Genomic DNA, 25,025 nt, shown 5'->3' with positions numbered 1-25,025 from the left:
CGATGCGATAGAAGCGACGGCGGGGGTGTGTGAAACACCCGTGCACCCCCGCCGTTAAAAACCGTGCTAAAACTAGCAGACGGCGTAGTCCTGAGGCTCGCGGCCGTAGTAGGCGTCCAGGTAGAGCTCCTTGATCTCGCTCATGAGCGGGTAGCGCGGGTTTGCGCCGGTGCACTGGTCGTTGAATGCCTGCTCGGTCATCTCGTCGAGGGTGTCGAGGAAGTACTGCTCGTCAACACCGTAGTCGGCGATGGTCTTCTTGACACCGATGAAGTCCTTGAGTTCCTCGAGCTTCGTGATGAAGTTCTCGAAGACCTCCTTGTCGTCCTTGCCCTCGATGCCGCAGTACTTGGCCATCTCGGCGTAGTTGTGCAGCGCGTTGGGGTAAGGATACTGGGAGAAGGTACCCATCTTGACGGGAGCCTCGGCGGCGTTGTAGCGCATAACGCGGGTCAGGATGACGGCGTTGGCGAGGCCGTGGGGCAGGTGATGGAAGGCGCCGAGCTTGTGAGCCATGGAGTGGTTGAGGCCCAGGAAGGCGTTGGCGAAGGCCATACCGGCCATGCAAGAGGCGTTGTGCATCTCCTCGCGGGCATGCGGGTCCTTGGCGCCGTTCGTGAAGCTGGAGGGCAGGTTCTCGAAGACGAGCTTAGCAGCGCGCTCGGAGAGGCCCTTGGTGTAGTCGGAAGCCATGATGGAGACGTAGGACTCGATGGCGTGGGTCATGACGTCGATGCCGGAGGCAGCGGTCAGGCCGCGCGGGGCGGTCATGCAGTTGTCGGCGTCGACGATAGCCATGTTGGGGAGCAGCGCGTAGTCGGCGAGCGGCCACTTGATGCCGGTCTCCTTGTCGGTGATGATGGCGAACGGCGTGCACTCGGAGCCGGTACCCGAAGAGGTCGGGACGGCGACGAAGTAGGCCTTCTTGCCCATCTCGGGGAAAGTGAAGATACGCTTGCGGATGTCCATGAAGTCCATGGCCATGTCCTCAAACTTGCACTCGGGGTGCTCGTACATCATCCACATGATCTTGCCGGCGTCCATAGCGGAGCCACCGCCGACGGCGATGATGACGTCCGGCTCAAAGAGAGCCATCTGCTTGGCGCCGCGACGTGCGCACTGCAGCGACGGATCGGGCTCGACGTCGTAGAAGCAGTCGTGGGCGATGCCCATCTCGTCGAGCTTGGCCTCGATGGCGCGGGTGTTACCATTCTTGAAGAGGAACTGGTCGGTGACGATGAAGGCGCGCTTCTTGCCCATGACGGTACCGAGCTCGTCGAGGGCGACGGGCGTGGAACCCTTCTTGAAGTAGACCTTCTCGGGAGCGCGGAACCACAGCATGTTCTCACGGCGCTCGGCCACAGTCTTAACGTTGATCAAGTGCTTCACCCCAACGTTCTCGGAGACGGAGTTGCCGCCCCAGGAGCCGCAGCCCAGGGTCAGAGACGGCTTCATGCCAAAGTTGTACAGGTCACCGATGCCGCCGTGCGAGGACGGGGTGTTGATGACGATACGGCAGGCCTTCATGACGTGCTCGAACAGACTGATCTTCTCGGCCTGGGCGGGGTGCACGTACAGAGAGGCGGTGTGGCCCGGGCCACCGGCGAGCACCAGGTGCTCGGCCTTGTCGACGGCCTCCTGGAAGTCCTTGGCGTGATACATGGCCAGGACCGGGGAGAGCTTCTCGTGGGAGAACTCTTCCTTGGCGGGGTCGGTGGAGGTGACCTCGGCGATCAGGATCTTGGTCTTGGCGGGAACCTCGATGCCGGCGAGCTCGGCGATCTTGGCGGCAGCCATGCCGGGAATGCGGTGATCGAGGGCGCCGTTCTTGAACATGGCGGCACGCAGGGCCTCCATCTCGGCACCCTGCTTGACGAAGTAGCAGCCGCGCTTCTGGAACTCGGCCTTAACCTGGTCATAGATGGTGTCGATGACGGTCACGGACTGCTCGGAAGCGCAGATCATGCCGTTGTCGAAGGTCTTGGAGTGGATGATGGAGTTGACGGCGAGCAGCACGTCGGCGGTGTCGTCGATGACGACCGGGGTGTTACCGGCGCCAACGCCCAAGGCGGGCTTGCCCGAGGAGTAGGCGGCCTTGACCATGCCCGGGCCACCGGTGGCGAGGATGATGTCGACGTCGCGCATGACCATGTTGGTCAGCTCGATGGAGGGGACATCGACCCAGCCGATGATGCCCTCGGGGGCACCGGCCTTGACGGCGGCGTCAAGCACGAGCTTAGCGGCGGCGATGGTGCACTTGGCGGCAGCCGGGTGCGGGGAGATGATGATGGCGTTGCGGGTCTTCAGGCTGATCAGCGTCTTGAAGATCGCAGTGGAGGTGGGGTTGGTCGTCGGGATGACGGCGCCCACGATGCCGATGGGCTCGGCGATCTTGGTGATGCCGTAGGCCTCGTCGCGCTCCAGGACACCACAGGTCTTGGTGTTCTTGTAAGCGTTGTAGATGTACTCTGCGGCGTAGTGGTTCTTGATGACCTTGTCCTCAAGAACGCCGCGGCCGGTCTCCTCGATGGCCATCTTCGCCAACGGGATACGAGCCTTGTTGGCGGCCATGGCGGCCTCATAGAAGATCTTGTCGACCTGCTCCTGCGTGTACGTAGCAAAAAGCGCCTGGGCCTCTCGCATCTGAGCGAGCTTAGCCTCAAGCGCCTCTACGTTGTCCACAATTGCGGGAGTAGTGTTTTCCGGTGACTTTTTCACCATTTGTGTCTCCTTGCGATCGGAGATTTACCCTACGTCTTGCATGATAGCAATAAATAATTCGGTGAGTGGTAAGATTCCTGTAAAAGGCACACTAAAACGCTTCAATAAACTGAAGCGTTTTAACTATTTAACTAAAAGCCGAACGTCTTCTCCGGGCGAATTCCTAGTTTCCCCATGGCTATGGTGTGGAGTTTGTTCATTGTTTGTTCATTAGGTCTTAGGAAATTAATGCACATCGATCAATTCTGGCTGGTCGTGACACTAATTTTTGGTCGTTTCTATTTCATGGCAATAAACGCGTTCTCTTGTCAGACAAAACACTGGTATTAAACTAAAACCAATGTGCCAGACAGTACATTCAGTAAGAGTGAAATATATGCCTTTGCCTCTGGGTATTTTGTCGCCCTTTACCGGTTCATGTCAGTTGAGTAGAAAGGGCGGTTTGTGAGATTGCCACGCTGCAGGCGAGCTCTCGTTTGGCTCGTCTCTTTTTTGTTCGTGTTTAATACGATTCCTACGAGCGTATTTGCTGACGTAATAGTGAATAATGACCCTCAGCAAAACACGACTTCGGAGAATCTGTCTAATGAATCTGCTGATAGTGATTCTGGGTCAAGGGGGGGGGGCGGTCGAGGCTTCGTCTAACGACAATACGGTTTCAAGTGATGATCAAAAACCTGAATCTGATGTCTCGGATAAGCAGTCAAACGATGTGAATGTGAATGAAACATCTGATGAATCGAATTCTGATGCAGCAGAATCTGGTGTTTATCAAGTTAATGATCAATCAACATTTGAGGATGCGCTGAATAAAATCGCCTCCGATAATTTATCGGAGATCAGACTTGTCCTAAAAGGCGGCTCGTCTTTTGTGGTGCCGACCCAAGATTACGTTTCGACTTTCGGCGTTGCTAACAAGAAGATTACCGTGACGAGTGACGGTGATAATCGCGCAACCTTGCACTTCTCCAACCGTGCCATGCTTTCCGGATCTTGTACTTTTGACAACGTCGAAGTGGTTGGTTCAGGAAAATTCTATTGCAATGGTTTCGATACCGTTTTCACTCGTAACTGCGAGCTCAACCTCTCTGAAACACTTTATGGCGGTGGCTATAGGTCGACTGTCGATCACACACATGTGGTGATAGCCGCGTCTGGATATATCAATCCTGGTAGTGGCGCTGGCCTTCATGACGTCATCGGTGGTTCATATCAAGGGTCCGTCGAGCATGACACCTATCTTGAGATCAGCGGTAACCTTCGCATGGCTAGCGGTAATCACGTTAATCCCGGTTGCATGCGCGGCGATGGGTCGAGCGGCGATGGAAACGGCTTTCCTGCTGTTTATGTAGGTGGTAACGCCACGCTTGTTTACGACAATGCCAACTCCGAAGTTTCTCCTGCTATCGAAGGCACTTACGGTTGCGAGATGCGCGGCAACGTGACGCTTGATGTTCGCTCGGGTCGGGTAAATGAAATTTGCGGTCATTTTGGTGACCCTGCGCCTATTAAAGGCAACATTCATATTATTGCGGGCAGCAGTACTTATGAAAACACCGACAAAATGCTTCGTCTTAATAGCAATTGGCCAATAATTGGCGCAGGACAAATGCTCCCAGATGGAGTTTATGAGGTCGATGGCGATGTCGTTATCGATGCTTACGAGAATGTTTGGGGCTGGGATAAAGGTGGATCGATACCCAATGATGTCCCTTTTATTGAAGGTTCGAAGAAAGCGAACGTTGGCGGATCTATTACCGTTAATGTCCACGGCTCCCATGTTGGCTCTATTTATGGAGCAGAGTGGAGTGCTGTAAACGGTGATATCGCCGTGAACGCTTCTGGTGTTGAGCTGAGGGATGAAGCGGGCGATTCTCATGGGTATGTTTTCTGCGAGAACGACCTGACCAATTCGTCGGATGAGGGATCGAGCGTAAAGGCTAGAGGAAAGCTATCTATCAGTCTGAATAGCGGCAGTGTTGGCTACGTTTCGTTGACTTCGAACAAGAATGTATCGATTTCTGACGGTTCCTTCATTAATATTGCTGGACGACCGGAAATAGCTACGGGCGTTACGGGTGTGTACTATGGGCTTCCCAAGGGGTCTTCTTCTCCCACAATCAATATTGCAGGGACTGTGGCTGAGATTCCTTATATTAAGTACGCATCTGCATTGAATGTTACTGATAACTCCGAAATTACGGCCGGTACGATTTCTTCTGTAAATAAGATCGCTATTACTGGTCAATCGAATACAAATGTAACGACCAAATTTGGTTGCAACAATGCTTCTAGCTATGAATTAATTGAAGACAATGGCCTTCGGGTAGATGAGGGCAGCGTTTTGACGACAGCTGGCTCTCAAGCCTACGTATATGGTTATGTCGATATCAATGGTACTTGGGAGCAACAATACAATACTGCGAAAAACTATAACGATATTTTCGTTAAGGGAACCACCTCTATTGGCAGTAAGGGCATTCTCATCGATCACGGTTCAAGTAATTTGAAAGGTGCCGTTATTAATAAGGGCACACTTGCCTTAATGGCACCCGCATTATTCCAAGGAAATTACCGTGGCGATGACGCTGAAATTAGACTGCCAGCTGTCACTAATAACTATGATGGCACGGATGATGGCGGCGACATTCCCCTTATTGTAAAAGGGGAATCGTCAGGGAAGACTACTGTTAATACGGTGGATCCGAACAATTGGCAGAATTTGAAACTGCCGTCACTCGGAGATAACTACGTACTCTCCAAAGCTAGTGGTGATGCACCTAAGCAAAGCACTTTTATTCTTGGCAACGAGGATGCGGTTGGTGAGGGCTATTACCTTAAGCGCTTCAGGGATGCCGACGGTACTGATGATTTTCACATGTGGCAGGTCGCAGCAAAGTTATCGCTGACTTTTGATGATAATGGCGCATACGATCCTGCTTATCCTCAAAAGTTTTTGCAAGATAAGACTGCAGATAAGGACAGTTACACCTTCGCGCTGCCCAAGACCGCCCCGACCCGCAAGGGCTGGGCGTTCGACGGCTGGAACACCGAGAGGGACGGCTCGGGCGATCAGTTCACCGACAAGACCGAGGTCTCCAGGTCCACGACCGTCTACGCCCAGTGGAAGTGGGTGCCCCGCGACGTCACCGTGACCTTCGACGAGAACGGCGGCGAGACCAAGGCCGACCCCGCCTCCCAGACCAAGACCACCGAGCCGGGCAAGACCTCGTTCACCTTCGCGCTGCCCAAGACCGCCCCGACCCGCAAGGGCTGGGCGTTCGACGGCTGGAACACCGAGAGGGACGGCTCGGGCGATCAGTTCACCGACAAGACCGAGGTCTCCAGGTCCACGACCGTCTACGCCCAGTGGAAGTGGGTGCCCCGCGACGTCACCGTGACCTTCGACGAGAACGGCGGCGAGACCAAGGCCGACCCCGCCTCCCAGACCAAGACCACCGAGCCGGGTGCCCTGGCTTCGACAGGGGAGAGACTGCTGCCGGTTCTTCCGCTGGCAGTTGCCGGATCTGCTTTGACTTCTTTAGGTTTGCTGCTCGAATACAACCGCAAGAAGAGGCGGAACGATAAATAAGTAATGGCCTGCCATGGCTTTGAATGAACTGCCTCCCATTTCTTGGACATGAGAAATGGGAGGCTTTCTTTATGCGCGTTGATTTGAGAGTGAAGCATGATATCGAGGCCAGGAAGGCGGCCATAGGGCTCTTCGAGCTCGGGCACGGGTATAAATCTGCCGCGATCGCCCTTTCGCTTCCCGCGGAAGCCGTGAGAAGATGGCAGGAGATATACCGCGCATTCGGGAGCGAGGTGCTGCTGCGCATGGACGGAAAGCAGGGCAGGTACACATACGAGCAGAAGGCCGCCGGCGGTCGCCGAGATCTTCTCGCGCACTGCCAACGGCTGCGGGCACCGGCAGATAGCGATGTGCCTCAGGGCGGAAGAGGGGGCCGTGATAGCCGACAAGACCGTGCTCGAGATGATGCGCGAGATGTGGATTCGCTGCGGTATCAGACGCGAGACGGCCTACCACAGGTACAACTCGTACAGGGGCGTCGTCGGCAGGACGTTCGAGAACGTGATCGCGAGGGATTTCGACGCCGGGGCCCCGTGGCGGAAGCTGGGAACGGACGTCACCGAGTTCAAGGTGGCGGGCGGCAAGGCCTACTGGGCCCCGACGCTGGACTTCTGCACCAAGGAGATTGTGGCGAGCGACATATCGACCACGCCCGACATGGCCCAGCAGGTCAGGATGCTCGACGAGCTGCTGTCCAAGATCCCCGAGGGCGCCGCCCCGACCATGCACTCGGACCGGGGCTGGCAGTACCAGCACGCCTCGTACACATCCAGGCTCGAGGCCGCAGGCATCGTCCAGAGCATGTCCAGGAAGGCGAACTGCATCGACAACGCCGCCACCGAGCAGCTCTTCGGCCACGTCAAGGACGAGTTCTACCGGGGCCGCGAGTGGGAGACGTTCGAGGATTTCAAACGCGACCTGGAGGAATACATAGTCCACTGGAACACGAGCCGGAGGCAGGTAAGATTGAAGGGCCTGACCCCGGAGGAGTTCCGGAATCAGGCCCTCGCGGCCTAGTCGCTATTTAGGGCGTCCAAGATTTGGGACGCATTTCATTTTTCGCTCTGGTTTTGCATTCCTGGATAGATAGAAAAAGAAACCGCCTCCTCAAAAGAAAGCGGTTTCTTATAGTTCTATGTGAACGCGAGGTCTTTGACCCGGAGAGTCCGAGGTACTTGTTGGTAAGACCTTATTTAGGAGCGCGCAACCTTGCCGGACTTGAGGCAGGTGGAGCAAACGTTCATCTTGCGACGGTGACCATCGACGACGACGTAGACGCGCTGGATGTTGGGGCGGAACTTACGGTTGGTGACGCGGTGAGAGTGGCTGATGGAGCGACCGGCAACGGGTTGCTTACCGCAAACTTCGCAAACTTTGGACATAACTGACCCTCCTTGGGCGACAAACGAACATGTCGCGTTAACAAACAAGCCTGAACTATAGCACAGAAGTCGCTCCCTGTGCGCAATCTACACAGAGATATTCCTCTTTTGGCGATAGTGCTCACGCTACGGCCCTGGACGTAGATCCGATTTGCGTGCAGCAGAGGGGATTATGCCAGCTCGTGCGTGCGTTTTCAAGCTCGTCCCACAAATATATATAGGTTTATGGAGCGCCTGCGCCCGTTTACGGATTGCTCTGTATTTATGCTCGCAATTAAGCTCGAGGTTGGCTACACTATCCCTTGACCATTAAAGGGGTACGAGATACCCACATGGAATTACATTGCTGCCAAAGAGCAGCCCTTCCTGTGGGTGTCTGGTCCGCTTTGAGCGGTCGGGCATCTATTTTTTTGACTGTGTCAGCAGTCAAGACATGTGAGGAAGGAGATCGATGGGCACGACTTCCCCCAAGGCGGTCATCATGGACGAGACCGCCGTCAACCGAGCGATGACCCGCATCGCGCACGAGATCCTCGAGCGCAACGAGGGCTGTGAAGACCTCGCTCTGGTCGGTATCGTCACGCGCGGCGACCTTCTGGCAAAGAAGCTCGCCGAGGAGATCAAGGAGATCGAGGGCGTCGACGTTCCGCTCGGCAGCCTCGACATCAGCTTCTACCGCGATGACTATGCGACCAATTTCGCTCCCGCGATCCACGCTACCAACATTCCCTTCAGCGTCGACGGCAAGCGCGTCGTGCTGGTGGACGACATCCTGTACACGGGTCGCACCATCCGCGCCGCTCTGGACGCCGTTATGGACCTGGGCCGTCCGAGCCGAGTCGAGCTGGCAGTTCTCGTTGACCGCGGTCACCGCGAGCTCCCTATCTCGCCGGACTTTGTCGGCAAGAACGTTCCCTCGTCGCACGAGGAGAACGTGCACCTATATATGAAGGAAGTCGACGGCCGTACCGCTGTCGAGATCAACGACGTCGCGCCGGGTTCCCACGTGGGCTCCGCGCCGCTGGGAGGTGAGTAGTACCGTGGCGTTCAATCATAAGCACCTGATCGACATTACCGAGTACTCCGAAGAGGACATCAAGCTCATCCTCGAGACCGCCAAGGCGTTCTCCGAGGTCAACGAGCGTGCCATCAAGAAGGTCCCCACGCTCAAGGGTAAGACCATCGTCAACATGTTCAACGAGCCCTCGACGCGTACCCGCAGCTCCTTCGAGCTCGCCGAGAAGCGTCTTTCGGCCGACAGCCTCAACTTCGGCGGCTCCTCGACCTCCACGGTCAAGGGCGAGAGCCTCGTCGATACCGTCGAGACCCTCAACGCCTATAAGATCGACTGCATTGTCGTGCGCGATAAGCACGCCGGCGCTCCCTACATCGTCACGCAGAACTCGCCCGCGAGCGTCATCTGCGCCGGTGACGGTAAGCATAACCACCCCACGCAGGCCCTGCTCGACCTGTACACCATCTGGGAGCACAAGGGTGACTTCCACGGTCTGAAGGTCGCCGTCGTCGGCGATATCGCGCACTCCCGCGTCTGCGGCTCGCTGATCCCCGCTCTTAAGATCATGGGCTGCGAGACCTACGCTGTCGCCCCCGGCACGCTGCTGCCGCCGGCGCCCGAGGTCTTGGGCTGCGACCACGTGACGAGCGACCTCGATTCCGTCCTGCCCGAGCTGGACGTCGTCTACATGCTTCGCGTGCAGCAGGAGCGCCTCGAGGGTGCACCGTTCCCGACCATTCGCGAGTACCACAAGCTCTTCGGTCTGACCAAGGACCGCGAGAAGCTCATGAAGCCCGATGCGATCATCTGTCACCCGGGCCCCATCAACCGCGGCGTCGAGTTCGACTCCTATATGGCCGACCACCCGCAACGCTCCGTCATCCTGGAGCAGGTCTACGCCGGTATCTGCGTGCGTATGGCTATCCTGTATCTGCTGCTTGGAGGTGCCGATAATGGCCTTGCTTCTTAAGAATGCCCACGTCGTCGACCCGTCCGTCGAGCTTGACGGTGTCGTTGACGTCCTGATTGACGGCGACAAGATCGCCGAGGTCGGCGAGAATCTCGCCGTCGAGGGAGCCGAGGTCCGCGACCTTTCCGGCAAGTACCTCGTCCCCGGCCTGGTTGATATGCACGTTCACCTTCGCGAGCCCGGCTACGAGGTCAAAGAGGACATCGAGAGCGGCACCCGCGCAGCTGCCAAGGGCGGCTTTACCGGCGTGTGCTCCATGCCCAACACCGATCCCGTCACCGATAACGGCACCGTCGTGGAGTTCGTCAAGTCCCGTGCTGCCGAGGTCGGTCACTGCCGCGTCTATCCGTCGGGCGCCATGACCCGCGGTCTTAAGGGCGAGGCTATGTCCGAGATGGGCGATATGGTCGCCCACGGCGCCGTCGCCTTCACCGACGACGGTCGCGGCGTGCAGGGCGCGGGCATGCTCCGTCGCTGCATGGACTACGGCAAGATATTCGGCAAGGTCTTCATGAGCCATTGCCAGGACGAGGACCTGGTCGGTCACGGCCAGATCAACGAGGGCAGGGTCTCGACCCGTCTGGCCCTCGAGGGTTGGCCGGCTGCCGGCGAGGAGCTTCAGATCGCCCGCGACATCGAGATCGCCAAGCTGACCGGCGCCAAACTACACATCCAGCATATCTCCACCGCCCATGGCCTGGAGCTCGTGCGTGCCGGCAAGGCCGCTGGCGTTCAGGTTACCTGCGAGGCCACGCCGCATCACATGTTCCTGACCGAGAACGACCTGGACGAGACCTACAACACCTCGCTCAAGGTCAACCCGCCGCTGCGTACCGAGGCGGACGCCGAGGCCATTCGCCAGGGCGTCATCGACGGTACCGTCGACGCTATCGTCACCGATCACGCTCCCCACACCCCGTGGGAGAAGGCCCGCGAGTTCGAGCTTGCGCCCTTCGGCATGATCGGCCTCGAGACTTCGCTGTCGCTCGTGCTCACCGAGCTGGTCAACACGGGCAAGATGAGCATGGGTCGCATGGTCGAGCTCATGGCCATCAAGCCTCGTGAGATCCTGGGCCTCGACCAGGTTCAGGTCAAGGCGGGCTCCGTTGCCGACCTGACCGTGTTCGATCCCGCTGCTACCTGGACGGTCGGCGAGGACGGTTACGAGTCGCGTGCCGAGAACTCCGGTTTTGCCGGCCGCACGCTCACCGGTCGTGCCACCGATGTGTTTGTCGGCGGCAAGCAGACGCTCGCCGACGGCTGCATCTGCTAGCATAGCCTTATCGCTTTTGTGCGCGGTGCCCTTGCGGTGCCGCGCTTTCTGTTCGCCTGAACCATGCAACCGCATGGGGGATTGGAGCGTCTATGCCCACACCTTCCACTGCACGCATGCACGACTTCGAGGTCGTCTCGAACCAGGAGATCGCCGACGGTATCTTCTCGCTCGTTATCTCGGCCCCCAAGCTTGCAAGTGCGCTCAAGCCCGGCCAGTTTGTGAACATTGCCGTGCCCGGCGATGCGTCCTCGCTGCTTCGCGTGCCCCTGAGCTTCTATCGCGCCGACGCCCAGACCGGCACCGTCGAGCTGTGGTACGCCGTCGTGGGCGATGACACCCGTCGTCTGTCGCAGATGGCCCCCGGTTCCACCTCTAATCTGCTGGGCCCTGGCGGCCGCGGCTGGCTTGTGCCCGAGGGCACCAGGAAGGCGCTGCTCGTTGCGGGCGGCATCGGTGTTCCGCCCGTGCTGTGCCTTGCCGGCATGCTCGTCGAGCAGGGTGTGGCCGTCGACGTGTGCCTGGGTTTTGGCACCGCGTCCAAGGCCGTGGGAGTCGATGAGTTCCGCGCGCTGTGCGATACGGTCAACGTGTGCACCGACGACGGCTCGCTCGGCACGCACGGTTTTTGCACCGATCCTGCCGCTGAGCTGCTTGGCGAGGGCGGCTACGACTACGTCGCCAGCTGCGGCCCCGCTGTCATGATGAAGAAAGTCGCCGCCGCTGCCGCCGAGGCCGGTGCGTACTGCGAGGTGTCCCTCGAGCGCATGATGAGCTGTGGCTTTGGCGCCTGCAACACCTGCAATGTCGAGACGGTCGACGGTATGAAGGGTGCTTGCATGTGCGGCCCCGTGTTCGATGCTTCCAAGGTGGTGGTCTTCTAGTGGGTACCGTTAACATGGCCGTCGATTTCGGCGGCGTCAAGATGCAGAACCCCATCAACACCGCAGCCGGTACCTTTGGCTACGGTTGGCAGTTCCAGAACTTCTTTGATGTTTCCCAGCTGGGCGCCATCACCACCAAGGGTTGCGCTGCCGAGCCCTGGCCCGGCAACCCCGCGCCCCGCATGGCCGAAATTCCCGGCGGTATGATCAACTCCGTGGGCCTTCAGAACCCCGGCGTGGCCGCCTTTGCCCGCGAGTCCGGTCCGTGGCTCGAACAGCTGTCCAAGGACGGCTGCCAGGTCATCTGTCAGGTTGCCGGCCACTCCGTTGACGAGTTTGTCCGCGCGCTCGAGATGTATGTCGAGCTGTGCCCCTGGGCTGCCGGCTACGAGATCAACGTGAGCTGCCCTAATATCGCCGCCGGCGGTGCCGCCATGGGCTCCACGCCCGAGGGCGCCTCTTCCGTTATGGCTGCCTGCCGCAAGGTGACCGATAAGCCGCTGTTCGTAAAGATGGCTCCGGTTAATGTCGCCGAGATTGCCAAGGCTCTCGAGGCTGCCGGCGCCGACGGCCTTTCGGTCATCAATTCCATCCAGGGCATGGCCATTGACGTGCACACCCGCAAGTCCCGTGTTGCCAAGCCCAAGGGCGGCCTTTCGGGCCCGCTGTGCCACCACATCGCCGTTCGCATGGTCTGGGAGGTCGCTCAGGCCGTCGATATCCCCATCAACGGCGTCGGCGGTGTCATGACCGGCGAGGATGCTGCCGAGTTTATCCTGGCCGGCGCCACCTGCGTGTCGGTCGGTATGGCCAACTTTGTCGATCCGTGCGCTTCGATTAAGATCGCGCGCGAGCTCGAGGCTTGGGCAGAGTCCCAGGGCGTGAAGGATATCAACGAGCTGGTAGGTGCTTTCGAATGCTAGAGAATGATGCCCGCGACCGTGTTATCGTCGCCCTCGACTGCGATCGTGAGCGTGCGCTCGAGCTCGCCCATGAGCTTTCGGGCCACGCCGTCTGGCTCAAGGTGGGCATGACGCTCTATTACGCCGAGGGTCCCGAGATCGTCAAGACGTTCAAGGACTTGGGCTTCAAGGTCTTCCTCGACCTTAAGTTCCATGACATTCCGCATCAGGTGCGCGGTGCCGCCCGTTCGGCCTCGCTTGCCGGTGCCGACCTGCTCTCGGTCCACGGCTTGGGTTCGGGCGCTATGCTCGCCGCGTGCCGTGAGGGTGCCGAGGAGGCGCGCGAGGACCGCGCCAAGCTCGTCGCCATTACCGTGCTCACGAGTATGAATCAGGATGCCTTGAGCGAGATCGGCGTCGAGTCTCCCGTGGCCGAGGAAGCCGCCCGTCTGGCAAAGCTTGCCCAGACCAACGGCATCGACGGCATCGTGTGCTCGCCGATGGAGGCTCACGACATGCGTGAGCTGCTGGGTCCTGATGCCCTGATCGTGACTCCGGGTGTGCGTCCGGTGGGTGCCGCCCTTGGTGACCAGTCCCGCGTGGCGACGCCTTCCCAGGCTATCGAGCGTGGCGCAAGCCACATTGTGGTGGGCCGTCCCATCACCGGTGCCGACGATCCGGTTGCCGCCTTTGACGCCATCGTCGCCGAGCTGGTCGAAAACGTCGCGTAAAAGATTCCCCTAAGTCACCACTTTTGGGTCTCATTAGCACAAAATAGCCCCTGTGCCTGCGTAAACTTTCCCATCCTTTGTGTGGAATCGCAGGTCAGGGGCTTAACTTTGGGCGCAGTATATTGCACTTTTTGCGGGTATCGTCTAACCTATGGAGCCGCGATTAGGCATTTTGTACGTTCTACGTGCTAAAATGCCAATTATTGAATCAGATATAACCCAACTATTTGGAGGTACGAATGGCACTCCCTCAGCTTACCGACGAGCAGCGCAAGCAGGCTCTTGAGAAGGCTGCCGCCGCACGTCACGCCCGCGCTGAGCTTCGCGAGCAGATCAAGAAGGGCGAGAAGTCCCTCGAGTCCGTGCTCAACTCCGATGACCCCATCGCTTCCCGCATGAAGGTTTCCACCCTCATCGAGTCTCTCCCTGGTTATGGCAAGGCCAAGGCCGCCAAGATCATGGAGGAGCTCGGTATCTCCGCTACTCGTCGCGTCCAGGGCCTCGGCGTCCGTCAGCGCGAGCAGCTCCTCGAGCAGCTGACCAAATAAGTGAGCGCTCAGGATTCCAAGCTCTTTGTGATTTCTGGACCGTCAGGCGCAGGCAAGGGTACGCTCGTCACTCGTGTGCGCGAGCGCCGCTCGAACCTGGGTTTGACGGTTTCGGCTACCACGCGAGCACCACGCAAAGGTGAGGTCGACGGCGTCAACTACTTTTTTCTGACGCGCGAGGAGTTCGACCGCCGCGTGGCAAACGGTGAGTTTGTTGAGTGGGCCGAGGTCCACGGTAACTGCTACGGCACGTTGGTGAGCGAGGTCACATCCAAGCTCGCCTCGGGCTCGTCTCTGATTTTGGAGATCGATGTCCAGGGCGCCCTGCAGGTGAAGGAGCGTTTCCCCGAGGCCGTGCTGATCTTTATCAAGCCGCCTTCGCTTGAGGTGCTCCGCGAGCGTCTAGTCGGTCGCGGTACCGAGACGCCCGAGACGATTGAGCTGCGTATGGCAAACGCCGCCGATGAGCTTGCCCTTGCCGACCGCTACGACGACGTCGTGGTGAATGACGATCTCGACCGCGCGACCGATGAACTCGTTCGCGTTCTCGATATGCATGAAAGGATCTGAGGTCCGTGTCCGTTGTAAAGCCTTGCATTGACGATCTTCTGGAGAAGACCGATCACAACCGCTTCCTGCTCGCTTCGCTTGCCTCCAAGCGCGCCTGCGACATCAATAGCATGCTGCGTGGCCAGCACAACCGCGTGCTTGCCGTCCAGGATGTCGATGACATCACCATCGGGCTTTCCGGTGCCGATACCATCTCGATGGCTATGGACGAGATTGTCGACGGTGACATCTCTTACGACGAGGCTCGTTACGAGAAGGCGCTCGGCCACAAGGTTGCTGAAGCCTAAATGGCGGCTCGCGTCTGCCTGGTCCACTATCACGAGGTTGGACTGAAGGGCAAGAACCGCGCACATTTTGAGCATATCCTCATGGATAACATCAAGGCGGCCTTGGCCGCCTTTTCCGTGAATGCCGTGTCTCGAATTTCCGGTTATATCCTCGTGACCTTTAATGAGCATCAGGCCGACGAGGCGGCGCGCGTCATTCGCACCGTACCCGGCGTTGCCCGCGTGTCCCTGGCATATCACACGAACCGCGACCCGCAGGAGTACTGCGCCGCCGCCGTGAAGGCGCTGCGCGAGTTTGGTCCCTTTGAGTCGTTTAAGGTGCATGCCAAGCGCTCTAACACCGACTACGAGCTCACCTCGATTGATATCAATCGACAGGTGGGCGAGGTACTGTGTGAGGCCTTCCCCGATAAAAAGGTTCAAATGCACGACCCCGACGCGATGGTGCACGTACTGGTGGTCCAGGGTAGCGTTTACGTGTACGCACGCTCCGAGCGCGGCGTGGGCGGTCTGCCGGTGGGTTCTGCCGGCAAGGTCGTGACGCTGCTGTCGTCGGGTATTGATTCTCCGGTGGCGACCTGGATGCTCGCGCGTCGTGGCGCGGTGTGCGTGCCGGTGCATTTCTCAGGTCGTCCGCAGACGCCCGACACGAGCGAGTATTTGGTGCAGGACATCATCCGTGCGCTTGAGCCGGGTGTCCAGATCGGCCGCCTGTACGTGGTGCCGTTTGGCGACTGCCAGCGTGAGATTTCGGTCACCTGTCCCAGCAACCTGCGCGTGATCATGTATCGCCGCATTATGTATTCGGTTGCCGAGCGCATTGCACACATCGAGGGCGCCAAGGCCATCGTGACGGGCGAATCGCTTGGACAGGTTGCCTCCCAAACGCTTGAGAATATCATGGCCGTTAACGAGGCCGTGAAGATCCCCGTGTTCCGTCCGCTCATCGGTTCGGACAAGCAGGAGATTATCGCGCGCGCCGAGGAGATTGGTACGTTCGATATCTCGACTGAGGCCGCTCCCGACTGCTGCACGCTGTTTATGCCGCGTCGTCCCGAGACGCACGCTAAACTCGATGCCGTGCATGAGGCCTGGGAGTTGTTCGATCACGAGGAGATGATCGAGCGCCTACTCAAGCAGACCGAGTACATCGACTTCGAAAGCAACACGTATAAGGCCCCTAAGACCTTAAAATGCAAACATTCGGAGCTTGCTCCGCGTGAGATTTACCAAGATCACGAGTAAATTTGTGCATAGACCGACGATGCTCTTGCATCGTCGGTCTTTTGCTATCTGGGCATTTTGCGGCTAAGTGTTCATTTGCTGACGTGTGCCTGAATAAATGGACAGATTTGTGCAAGGTTTTGGTCGGCTTTTGGTTTGACCGCGAAAACCGGTTTTGAAGCATGGCCGTTGCAGGGCTCTTTTCCTGACACGATGTTGTTGGGAGGTTTTGTTATGGCGCAGCGCGAACAACACGAACGGGTCAAAAAGATGGACCGCTGGGCAGGCAAGCTGCTCGGTCATAAGGCTGTGGTGGTGGCGATGCTGGGCGTCATTGCGATGGCGAGCGGCTTGGCGATGGCGAACCTTGGCGGCGGTGCCGGCGCCGTGTCGTTTGAGCGCACTGACGGTTCGGGCTCGTTGGTGGAGCCGGGATCCGGTGATGCCTCGAGCGGAAAGACATCCGAAGGTTCTTCGACTAAGGCTTCTGCCGCGGCAGAGGTCTATGTCGATGTCGATGGCGCCGTTGTGTCGCCCGGTGTATATCGTCTCAAGGACGGCGCGCGGGTGGCTCAGGCGATTGATGCCGCCGGCGGGCTGGCGCCCGAGGCAGACGTTACGGGGCTCAATCGGGCATCTAAGGTCACTGATGGACAAAAAATCCACGTTCCAACGGTAGGGGAGCAGCAGGCGTCTATTGCGGAAGCCGGTGTTGATGGTGGGGCTTCCGCATCATCGGGCGTGAGCGGCGCAACAGGCCTGGTAAACATCAATACGGCAAGCGCGGCAGAGCTGCAGACGCTCTCGGGCATCGGTCCCTCCATGGCCCAGTCGATTATCGATGAGCGGACAAAGAACGGTGCTTTTGCCTCGGTTGACGACCTGATGCGTGTGTCGGGAATCGGCGAGAAGAAGCTTGCCAAAATCAAAGATTGCATCTGCGTATGAGTGCGACCGAGCGCGAGCGTGTTATGCCTCCGCGGCCCCTGCTTCCGTGGACGATGACCCTGTGTGCCGGCATGTGCATGAGCTGCGTCTTGGTGCTCAACATGGCCGCTGATGCGCTGTTGAGGGAGCGGGCGCCAGCGGTCGGGCCGCTATGGACCATTCCCGTTGCGGCGGCGGTATTTGTTATGCTGGCTCAATCATGTGCGCGGCTTGCCCCTTTGAAGCGGTGGCTGTATGCCGCGTCCGTCGGTCTCGTGGCGGGAGCGGTCGTCTCGGCCTGGTGGGCTGTGGGTGCGCTAAGCGCCTCGAAGGCGCTCGACGGTCGAGCGGCAAGCAGCCTCGAGTTTGTCGTGCAGGGCGATCCATCAATAAACGACGACGTGTATTCCTATACCTGCGAGGCACGCGCGGACGGTAAGAACTTGGCAACGGTTCGCCTATCGTGCGACCGCGAGCTCAAGGTCGGGGCGCACGTGCGTGTTATCGGTCGCGTTTCGCGTTTTGAGAACGATGCGTATGGACGATCGCGCGTGCTCCGAGGCGAGGTATGCAAGGTAAAAGCCGTTCGGATTGTGTCGGTCGATGAGGGCTCTCCGGGGCCGCTGCTTCGGCTACGAAATGGGCTGCTTGCGTCCATCGCGCCTGCGACCGACCCGGCGCGTGCACTCATAGCCGGTGTCGTCTGCGGTCGTTCGGCCGAGCTGCGCGCCCAGTCGGCGGGCGACTGGTTTTCGGTGACGGGTACGGCGCATCTTATCGCCGTCTCCGGCAGCCATTTGTCTATCGTGGGGTTTGTAATTGAGGGCGTATTGCAAAAGACTCGGTGTTCACGTGGTCTTCGGCGGGTGATATTGGCGATAACGCTTGTGGGCTACGCTGCCTTTACGGGCGCGTCTCCCTCGGCCGTGCGCGCGTGCTGCATGGTGTTCGCGACGCTTGTCGTAAACGGCGCAGGGCGTCGCCGGCACGGCGCATCGGCGCTCTTCGTAACCATGTCCATCTTTGTGCTACTGCGGCCGACGGTGCTGTTCGAGATGGGCTTTCAGCTTTCATGTGCCAGCGTCTTAGCCATTCTGTGCTTTTGCCCCTATGCGACCTACGCTTTGGGTGAGTTGGGTGTGCCGTCGGGCGTTGCCAGCATGCTTTCCGTCACGCTGTGCTCGCAGTTGGCGACGCTCCCCATTACCATTCCTGCCTTCGGTACGTTCTCGCTCATTGCTCCGCTGGCAAATGCGGTCATCGGTCCGGTGGTGAGCGTACTGCTCGCTGTGTCGATCGTACTGGTTCCCTATTCGCTCGTGGCACCATTGCGGATTTGGGCGCTCATTGTGCCCATGGTTGCCGCCCGTTGCGCGTTGTTCTTCGAGCAGCTGTTTGCCGCCGTGCCGGGTGCATCCGTGAGTGTGCCGCCCGATAGCATGTGGATTTACCTAGTGCCGTGTTTGCTGGCGGTTCTGCTGGTCTGGTGGCCGCGTCCCCGTGCACGTCCTATGGCGGTGGGGCTTACGTGCCTGGTGTTCTTGGCTGCGATTCCGTACGCCTACTGGGATCGGTTCGCTCCGCCTTCGGTGACGGTGCTCGATGTGGGCCAGGCCGATGCGATTCTTATCCGCCAGGGCGGCACAGTAGCGCTCGTCGACTGCGGGCTCGACGAGCGCGTGGTGGCGGCGTTGGTTCGCAATAACGTGCACCATATCGATGCCGTCTTTGTGACGCATTGGGATGAGGATCACTGGGGTGGTCTGCCTGCCGTGCTCGAACAGTTTTCGGTCGGAACGATTGCCGTGGCGGCAGATGCGCTGGAGGATGCTCCTGCCGAGGTATTGAACCGACCTGGCGTGGAGTATCGGCAGGTGCGCCATGGGGATACGGTCGACATCGGCTCATTTTGCGCCCGCGTGATGTGGCCATTCGAGTCCGTGGATGGCGAGGGCAATGAGGACTCGCTTGTCCTGCTGCTCTCTTATGTTCAGGAAGACAAGGGCCTGCGCATGCTCCTCACCGGTGATGCCGAGCTCGACCAGGAACGGGAATTCGTGCAGGAGGTGGGGGATATCGATGTCCTTAAACTCGGGCATCACGGCTCCAAGGTTTCGGTCGATGCCGCGCTGCTGGAGATTCTGAGACCCGAGCTTTCCCTCGCGAGCGCGGGCGAGGGGAATCGATACGGTCATCCGTCCGATGCCTGCATCGATGCCGTGAAGGAAGCGGGTGGCATGTTCGCGTGCACCATCGAACACGGCGACATTACCGTCACGCCGACTGAGAATGGCTTTGCGATGCGATGCCAGCGACCGTGACGACGTCGTTGGCGTGTGGTGGGCCCCTGGGCTAGAATGGCACGGAACGAATACGAAGGCCTGCGGGAGGGGAGCGCAATGTCCGAAACCGGTCTGCTGCCGGCATATCTGATCGTCGGTACCGACGGAGTCAAGCGCGATCACGCCGTCTCGCGTATGAAAGCGCGTCTGGAAAAGTCGGGTATGGTCGAGTTTAACCTCGACGAGCGCGACATGACTAAGGACCCCGATATCGAGTCCATTATCGGATCGCTTAACACCTTTCCGATGGGCAGCGAGTTTCGCCTGGTAATCCTTGATGGCTGCTCAAAGCTCGCTAAGGCTGTCTCGGAGCCGCTCGTCGAGTACCTCGCAAGTCCCAGCCCCACAACGGTCTGCCTCATCATCGCCGACTCGCTTGCCAAGAACACGCGCCTGTATAAGGCGATCGCCAAGATCGACAAGAAGGCCGTGATCGATTGCTCCGGCACCAAGCGCTGGGAGCTACCGCGCCGCGTTCAGCAGATGGCGACGCAGCATGGCAAGTCGATCTCGACGGCGGCCGCCGAGGAACTCGTCTCGCGTTCGGGTGAAAACACTCGCATGCTCGATAACGATTTGGCTAAGCTTGCCCAGATGGTCGAGGCGCCCCAGATTGAGCTTGCCGACGTTGAGCGCTGGATTGTACGTACGGCCGAGGTTCAGCCCTGGGACTTTCTCAATGCGGTCTCGGCCCGTGACATGCGCCGCTCGCTCGAGCTCTTCAATCTACTGCCCGCCAAGAGCTACGTGTGGACTTACACATTGCTGTGCGGCCGTATTCGCGAGCTTATCGTTGCCAAGGCGCTCGATGCGCGCGGACAGGGTCGTGAGCTGGCCGCAACGCTTAAGCTCCAGTCCTGGCAGGTCAAGAATCACCTGACCTGGGCTCGCCGCTTTTCGATGACAGAGCTCGTCGCAGCGCTCGAGGGAGCGGTCGATGTGGAGCTCGCGCTCAAGGGTTCGGCCGATTCTGAGACCGCGCTTTTGCTCTGGATTACGAACATCTTGAGAAAATCGTGATGATACCTGCCTATTTGGCAAATTCGTTCTATCCCTTTGAGGGGGAGCGTGCTATAGTAGGCGCTTGCATGACCTCACCGTGTCTCAGAGGTGTCATACATTTTTTGCAAGGAACTCGAAAGGAACTCCAGAAGTGGCAAACATCAAGTCTCAGAAGAAGCGTATCCGCACCAATGAGGCAGCTCGCATGCGTAACAAGGCTGTCAAGTCCGAGCTCAAGACGCTGACCAAGCACGTCCAGTCCGCCGTCGCCGAGGGCGACGCCGAGAAGGCCCAGGCCGCCCTCAAGACCGTCACCAAGCGTCTCGACATGGCTGCCGCCAAGCATGTTATCCACAAGAACCAGGCTTCCAACCGCAAGTCCGGTCTTGCCAAGCTCGTGAACAGCATCAACGCCTAAGTTGTAAATTTCACACCACACAGTTTACGCGCATAAATGGAGCCTGTTTTATGGAACAGGCTCCATTTTTTGTATCGCTCGGGTAAGATAGTCCGCATGAATACTTCAAATGACATTTCCCACATCCGCAACTTCTCGATTGTTGCGCACATCGACCATGGCAAGTCAACGATCAGTGACCGCATCCTCGAGCTCACCCATACCGTCGACGAGCGCGACATGGAGTCGCAGCTGCTCGACACCATGGATATCGAGCGCGAGCGCGGCATTACGATCAAGTCCAATGCCGTTCGCGTGTCCTATGACGCCGACGATGGCGAGACGTATCAGTTCAACCTGATCGATACGCCGGGCCACGTGGACTTTACCTATGAGGTCTCGCGCTCGCTGGCAGCCTGCGAGGGCGCGGTGCTCGTTGTCGACGCCACGCAGGGCGTCGAGGCGCAGACCGTCTCCAACGCGACGCTCGCCATGAACGCCAATCTGGACATTGTGCCGGCCATCAACAAGATCGACCTGCCCTCGGCACACCCCGACGAGGTTAAGACCGAGATCGAGGATGACCTGGCGATCCCTGCCGATGATGCCGTGTGTGTCTCGGGCAAGACCGGCGAGGGCATCCACGATCTGCTGGAGTCCATTGTCTTTTTGATCTCTCCGCCCAAGGGCGATGCGAACGCGCCGCTCAAGGCACTCATTCTGGATTCGTACTTCGACGAGTATCGTGGCGTCGTCGCCACGGTGCGCGTCTTTGACGGCTCCATCAAAAAAGGCGATACCTTGCGCATGATGCAGGCAAAGGGCGACTTTTTGGTCGATGGCGTGGGTGTCAAGCGTCCTGCCGAGACCCCGGTTGACGCGCTGACGGTTGGCGAGGTCGGCTACGTGGTCACGGGCCTGAAGGACCCCGAGGCCGTGCGCGTGGGCGATACCCTCACGTGGGCGTCGAATCCCTGCCCCGAGCCGCTTCCCGGCTACCGCGAGGCTAAACCCATGGTCTATACGGGTCTGTTCCCGATCGATAACAAGGACTACGAGAACCTGCGTGACGCGCTCGATAAGTTGCACGTCAACGACCCGTCGTTGGTGTGGGAGCCCGAGACCTCGGTGGCGCTCGGCTTTGGCTTCCGCGTGGGCTTCCTGGGCCTGCTGCACATGGAGGTCGTCAAGGAACGCCTGGAGCGCGAGTTCAACTTGGACCTCATTGCCACGAGCCCCTCGGTGGACTATCACGTCTACAAGACTGACGGCGAGATGATTGATGTCCGTAGCCCGCAGGATCTTCCCGAGGCCACGCGCATCGAGCGTATCGAGGAACCCTACCTCAAGGCTAAGATCATCTGCCCGCCCGAGTATACGGGTGCCGTCATGCAGCTCGCTATCGAGCACCGTGGCATTACAACCGACATGATCCATCTCACGAGCAAATCGGTCGAGATGCGCTTTGACATGCCGCTCGCCGAGCTCATCTTGGACTTCTTTGATCAGCTCAAGAGCCGTACCAAGGGCTACGCCTCCCTGGACTACGAGTTCAACGAGTACCGTCCCTCCGAGCTCGTTAAGCTCGATATTTTGCTTTCGGGCGACGAGGTGGACGCGCTGTCGTTTATCGTCCACAAGGACAAGGCCTACGGTCTTGCCCGCGGCCTATGCGACAAGCTCAAGGAGATTATTCCGCGTCAGCTGTTCGAGGTGCCCATCCAGGGTGCTATCGGCAACAAGATCATTGCCCGCTCCACCGTCAAGGCGCGCCGCAAGGACGTGCTTGCCAAGTGCTACGGCGGCGATATTTCTCGTAAGCGCAAACTGCTCGAGAAGCAGAAAGAGGGCAAGAAGCGCATGAAGGCCATCGGCTCGGTAGAGGTCCCGCAGGAGGCCTTTATGGCGATCCTCAAGGTGGACGAGTAGGTCTATGGCGCTTTCCGAATATAGTCTGCGGCTGCTGGGCGCCTATGCCGAGCAGCCGTTCCTTATGGCTCCCATGGCGGGCGTGACCGACCCTGCCTACCGCATCATGTGCCGCCGTCGCGGTGCCAACCTTGCCTACAGCGAGATGGTGAGCGTGGCGGGCCTTGCCTATGCCAGCAACAAGACCTGGCGCCTGGTGCTACCGGCCGACGAGGAGCAGCAGATTTGCGTGCAACTCTTTGGCTCCAAGCCCGATCAGTTTGCGAGCGCCGTCGCTGCCGTCGAGGAGCGCGTTGGCGATCGCCTGTCGCTCATCGATATCAATATGGCATGCCCCGCCCGCAAGGTCGTTACCAAGGGCGAGGGCTCGGCGCTCATGCGCACGCCCGACCTGGCGGAGAAGATCGTCGAGGCCACGGTGGGCGCGGCGCACGTGCCCGTGACCGTCAAGATTCGCAAAGGTTTTTATGCCGAGGACCGCAATGCCGCGACATTTGCCCAGATGCTTGAGGGCGCAGGGGCTGCCGCAGTCGCCGTGCATGGTCGTTGCGCCACGCAGCTCTATACGGGCCAGGCCGATTGGTCGGTCGTCGATGAGGTTGCCGACGCCGTTGAGATTCCCGTGATTGGTTCGGGCGATGTGTTCTCGGCCGAGGATGCCGCGGAGCATCTGCGCAACTCGGGTGCCAGCGCGGTGTTTATCGCGCGCGGTATCTACGGTAATCCCTGGGTCTTTGGTGATGCTCGCGCTCTTGCGCTCGATGGCATACCGGTGCCGCCGCGCAGCTCGGTCGAGCGCCTGGACGCCCTGCGTGAGCACCTAACGCTGACGCATGAGCTCCTGCCGCTCATGTCGCGTGCCCGCACGTATGCAAGCTGGTACTTAAAAGGCATGCCCCATGCCGCCGCTTGGCGTGCCCATGTGGTGCGCTGTTCCACTTACGAGGAGTTTATGGCACTGGTCGATGAGATCGAGCGCGATGTGGTGGCCTGCGAGGCCGCCCTTGCCGCCGGCGAATCGGTGCCCCCTCATCCTCTGGAGGCTTAAGGGTGGCCGTTACCGCACTGTACGTGCACGTGCCGTTTTGCGCCCAAAAGTGCCGGTACTGCGACTTTGACTCGCGCAGTTTTGCTCCGTGCGACCTGAGCGCTGCGCTCGATGCCTATTTTGAGCAGTTGTTCGCGCGTCTCGATGCTTTTGGCAAGGCTGATGCCCTTGACCAGATCCGCACCGTCTATGTTGGCGGCGGTACGCCGTCGCTGGCGGGGGAGCGCCTGGTGGAGCTGGCGCGGCGTATTCGTGCGTGGTGTGCCCCCGTTGAGTTTACCTGCGAGGCCAATCCCGAGTCGCTGACCGCCGAGCTTGCCACTGCACTTGTCAAGGTTGGTGTCACACGCGTCTCTCTGGGCGTGCAAACGCTCGATAACGCCGAACTTACTGCCATCGGCCGTATTCACGATGCCGATCGGGCGCTCGCCGCCATCGCGACGGTCAAGAACGCTGGGCTTGATGTGTCGTGCGACCTTATGTGCGGACTTCCCGGGCAGACCGCAGCGAGTTGGAAGCGCACGCTCGATGGCGTGCTGGTGGCGGCCCCGCATCATGTGTCGGTCTACCCGCTCACGCTTGAGGAGGGGACGCCCCTTTATCGCATGGCGCGCCGCGACGAGTCGCTCGAGCCCGACGAGGATTTTCAGGCTTCGTGCATGGACTTGGCACGCGAGCTCCTGGGTGCCGCCGGCTATCACCCGTATGAGGTGGCGAGCTACGCGCTCGACGGCCATGAGTGCGCCCATAACATTGCCTACTGGACCGGACGGGGCTATCTGGGCCTGGGTCGTTCTGCCGCGGGCATGCTCGACGCCGAGGATTTCGACCGTCTCGCAGGTTTGTTCCCCGGCGTGTCTTCTCGAGGCGATGCGTACCGCGTGCGTCTGGTGCAACGTGACGATGACGCGATGGCGTTCGAGACCGAATATCTGTCGCAGCGCGAGGCTGCGGCTGAAGACCTGATGCTCGCTTGTCGCATGACGCGCGGTGTCGCGTCCGACCTGTTGGTTCGTGCAGCTTTCGTCATCCCAACGGGCGAGTTGGCAGCTGCCTGCGATCACGCGCTCGAATTGGGACTTGCCACGTGGGTGCCCGAGGCGCTCGGGGCCCATGAGGGATCCTTCACTTCGGCAGATGTCGTCGCAGGCCGCGCCCGCGCCCGTTTAGCGCCGACACACCTAGGTTGGCTCGATGGAAATGTTCTGTTCGAGCTGTTTTGGGGTCTAGCATAGACCGCTCGGGTAGAATTACCGCAATATATACGCTGCTTTGAGCAGG

The 25,025-nt window shown here is 59.3% G+C and carries 21 protein-coding genes; 19 read left to right on the top strand and 2 right to left on the bottom strand.

Features of this window, described 5'->3' with window-relative positions; translation table 11 throughout:
* Window positions 1–72 precede the first annotated feature (72 nt).
* Window positions 73–2,721 (bottom strand): bifunctional acetaldehyde-CoA/alcohol dehydrogenase, encoded by a 2,649-nt coding sequence (gene adhE, locus DW925_RS03995; protein ID WP_055250041.1) that lies wholly within the window; start codon window positions 2,719–2,721, stop codon window positions 73–75.
* A 586-nt stretch (window positions 2,722–3,307) separates the two neighbouring features.
* On the opposite strand from adhE, the gene DW925_RS03990 reads away from it, so the two are divergent.
* Together DW925_RS03990 and DW925_RS03985 are read left to right on the top strand one after the other, a co-directional pair.
* On the top strand, window positions 3,308–6,313 hold the full coding sequence (locus DW925_RS03990) for an InlB B-repeat-containing protein (RefSeq protein WP_158565736.1): 3,006 nt from the start codon (window positions 3,308–3,310) through the stop codon (window positions 6,311–6,313).
* A 303-nt stretch (window positions 6,314–6,616) separates the two neighbouring features.
* Window positions 6,617–7,330 carry an IS3 family transposase gene (locus DW925_RS03985; protein ID WP_199408851.1) on the top strand — a complete coding sequence of 238 codons (714 nt, stop codon included), beginning with the start codon at window positions 6,617–6,619 and terminating at the stop codon, window positions 7,328–7,330.
* 176 nt (window positions 7,331–7,506) lie between these two features.
* Here DW925_RS03985 and rpmB read toward each other — a convergent pair whose 3' ends face one another.
* The gene (gene rpmB, locus DW925_RS03980; RefSeq protein WP_117790402.1) at window positions 7,507–7,695 is read right to left on the bottom strand and encodes a 50S ribosomal protein L28; all 189 of its coding nucleotides are present in this window, start codon (window positions 7,693–7,695) and stop codon (window positions 7,507–7,509) included.
* Window positions 7,696–8,146: 451 nt separating this feature from the next.
* Between rpmB and pyrR the strand changes: the two genes are divergently transcribed.
* From pyrR to hemW, 17 genes are all read left to right on the top strand, one after another.
* Window positions 8,147–8,731, top strand: a complete 585-nt coding sequence (gene pyrR / locus DW925_RS03975) for a bifunctional pyr operon transcriptional regulator/uracil phosphoribosyltransferase PyrR (protein ID WP_117583216.1) — start codon at window positions 8,147–8,149, stop codon at window positions 8,729–8,731.
* A gap of 4 nt (window positions 8,732–8,735) precedes the next feature.
* A complete protein-coding gene (locus DW925_RS03970; RefSeq protein WP_035138537.1) occupies window positions 8,736–9,680 on the top strand; it encodes an aspartate carbamoyltransferase catalytic subunit in 945 nt (314 codons plus the stop codon).
* Window positions 9,664–10,953, top strand: coding sequence for a dihydroorotase (locus tag DW925_RS03965; protein WP_117583215.1), 1,290 nt, complete (start codon window positions 9,664–9,666; stop codon window positions 10,951–10,953). The genes DW925_RS03970 and DW925_RS03965 overlap by 17 nt, the downstream gene beginning before the upstream one ends.
* A gap of 116 nt (window positions 10,954–11,069) precedes the next feature.
* On the top strand, window positions 11,070–11,837 hold the full coding sequence (locus tag DW925_RS03960) for a dihydroorotate dehydrogenase electron transfer subunit (RefSeq protein WP_117583280.1): 768 nt from the start codon (window positions 11,070–11,072) through the stop codon (window positions 11,835–11,837).
* Between the two features lie 14 nt (window positions 11,838–11,851).
* Entirely contained in the window at window positions 11,852–12,760 is a 909-nt protein-coding gene (locus tag DW925_RS03955) for a dihydroorotate dehydrogenase (RefSeq protein WP_199408852.1), read from the top strand.
* The gene (pyrF, locus tag DW925_RS03950) at window positions 12,754–13,470 is read left to right on the top strand and encodes an orotidine-5'-phosphate decarboxylase (RefSeq protein ID WP_117583213.1); all 717 of its coding nucleotides are present in this window, start codon (window positions 12,754–12,756) and stop codon (window positions 13,468–13,470) included. The genes DW925_RS03955 and pyrF overlap by 7 nt, the downstream gene beginning before the upstream one ends.
* Window positions 13,471–13,709: 239 nt before the next feature.
* Entirely contained in the window at window positions 13,710–14,018 is a 309-nt protein-coding gene (gene mihF / locus DW925_RS03945) for an integration host factor, actinobacterial type (protein ID WP_006236130.1), read from the top strand.
* On the top strand, window positions 14,019–14,588 hold the full coding sequence (gene gmk / locus DW925_RS03940) for a guanylate kinase (protein ID WP_099431806.1): 570 nt from the start codon (window positions 14,019–14,021) through the stop codon (window positions 14,586–14,588). It abuts the gene before it with no gap.
* Window positions 14,589–14,593: 5 nt separating this feature from the next.
* Window positions 14,594–14,875 carry a DNA-directed RNA polymerase subunit omega gene (locus tag DW925_RS03935; protein ID WP_035138532.1) on the top strand — a complete coding sequence of 94 codons (282 nt, stop codon included), beginning with the start codon at window positions 14,594–14,596 and terminating at the stop codon, window positions 14,873–14,875.
* The gene (gene thiI, locus DW925_RS03930; RefSeq protein WP_117583212.1) at window positions 14,876–16,120 is read left to right on the top strand and encodes a tRNA uracil 4-sulfurtransferase ThiI; all 1,245 of its coding nucleotides are present in this window, start codon (window positions 14,876–14,878) and stop codon (window positions 16,118–16,120) included.
* Window positions 16,121–16,369: 249 nt separating this feature from the next.
* Window positions 16,370–17,047 (top strand): ComEA family DNA-binding protein, encoded by a 678-nt coding sequence (locus DW925_RS03925; RefSeq protein ID WP_233540224.1) that lies wholly within the window; start codon window positions 16,370–16,372, stop codon window positions 17,045–17,047.
* Window positions 17,044–19,347 carry a DNA internalization-related competence protein ComEC/Rec2 gene (locus tag DW925_RS03920; RefSeq protein ID WP_117583210.1) on the top strand — a complete coding sequence of 768 codons (2,304 nt, stop codon included), beginning with the start codon at window positions 17,044–17,046 and terminating at the stop codon, window positions 19,345–19,347. The genes DW925_RS03925 and DW925_RS03920 overlap by 4 nt, the downstream gene beginning before the upstream one ends.
* Window positions 19,348–19,425: 78 nt before the next feature.
* Window positions 19,426–20,388: a DNA polymerase III subunit delta gene (holA, locus tag DW925_RS03915; RefSeq protein WP_117583209.1), complete on the top strand. Its 963-nt coding sequence runs from the start codon at window positions 19,426–19,428 to the stop codon at window positions 20,386–20,388.
* Window positions 20,389–20,521: 133 nt separating this feature from the next.
* Window positions 20,522–20,788, top strand: a complete 267-nt coding sequence (gene rpsT, locus DW925_RS03910; protein ID WP_022094714.1) for a 30S ribosomal protein S20 — start codon at window positions 20,522–20,524, stop codon at window positions 20,786–20,788.
* A gap of 96 nt (window positions 20,789–20,884) precedes the next feature.
* A complete protein-coding gene (gene lepA, locus DW925_RS03905; RefSeq protein WP_117583208.1) occupies window positions 20,885–22,696 on the top strand; it encodes a translation elongation factor 4 in 1,812 nt (603 codons plus the stop codon).
* A 4-nt stretch (window positions 22,697–22,700) separates the two neighbouring features.
* Window positions 22,701–23,744: a tRNA dihydrouridine synthase DusB gene (gene dusB, locus DW925_RS03900; RefSeq protein WP_117583207.1), complete on the top strand. Its 1,044-nt coding sequence runs from the start codon at window positions 22,701–22,703 to the stop codon at window positions 23,742–23,744.
* A gap of 2 nt (window positions 23,745–23,746) precedes the next feature.
* On the top strand, window positions 23,747–24,979 hold the full coding sequence (hemW, locus tag DW925_RS03895; RefSeq protein WP_117583206.1) for a radical SAM family heme chaperone HemW: 1,233 nt from the start codon (window positions 23,747–23,749) through the stop codon (window positions 24,977–24,979).
* Window positions 24,980–25,025: the final 46 nt, after the last annotated feature.

The organism is Collinsella sp. AM43-1, assembly GCF_003467925.1.
In the GTDB taxonomy this organism is placed as follows: domain Bacteria; phylum Actinomycetota; class Coriobacteriia; order Coriobacteriales; family Coriobacteriaceae; genus Collinsella.
Note: the sequence above shows the minus strand (reverse complement) of the source record. Positions and strands in the feature narration are given on the sequence as shown.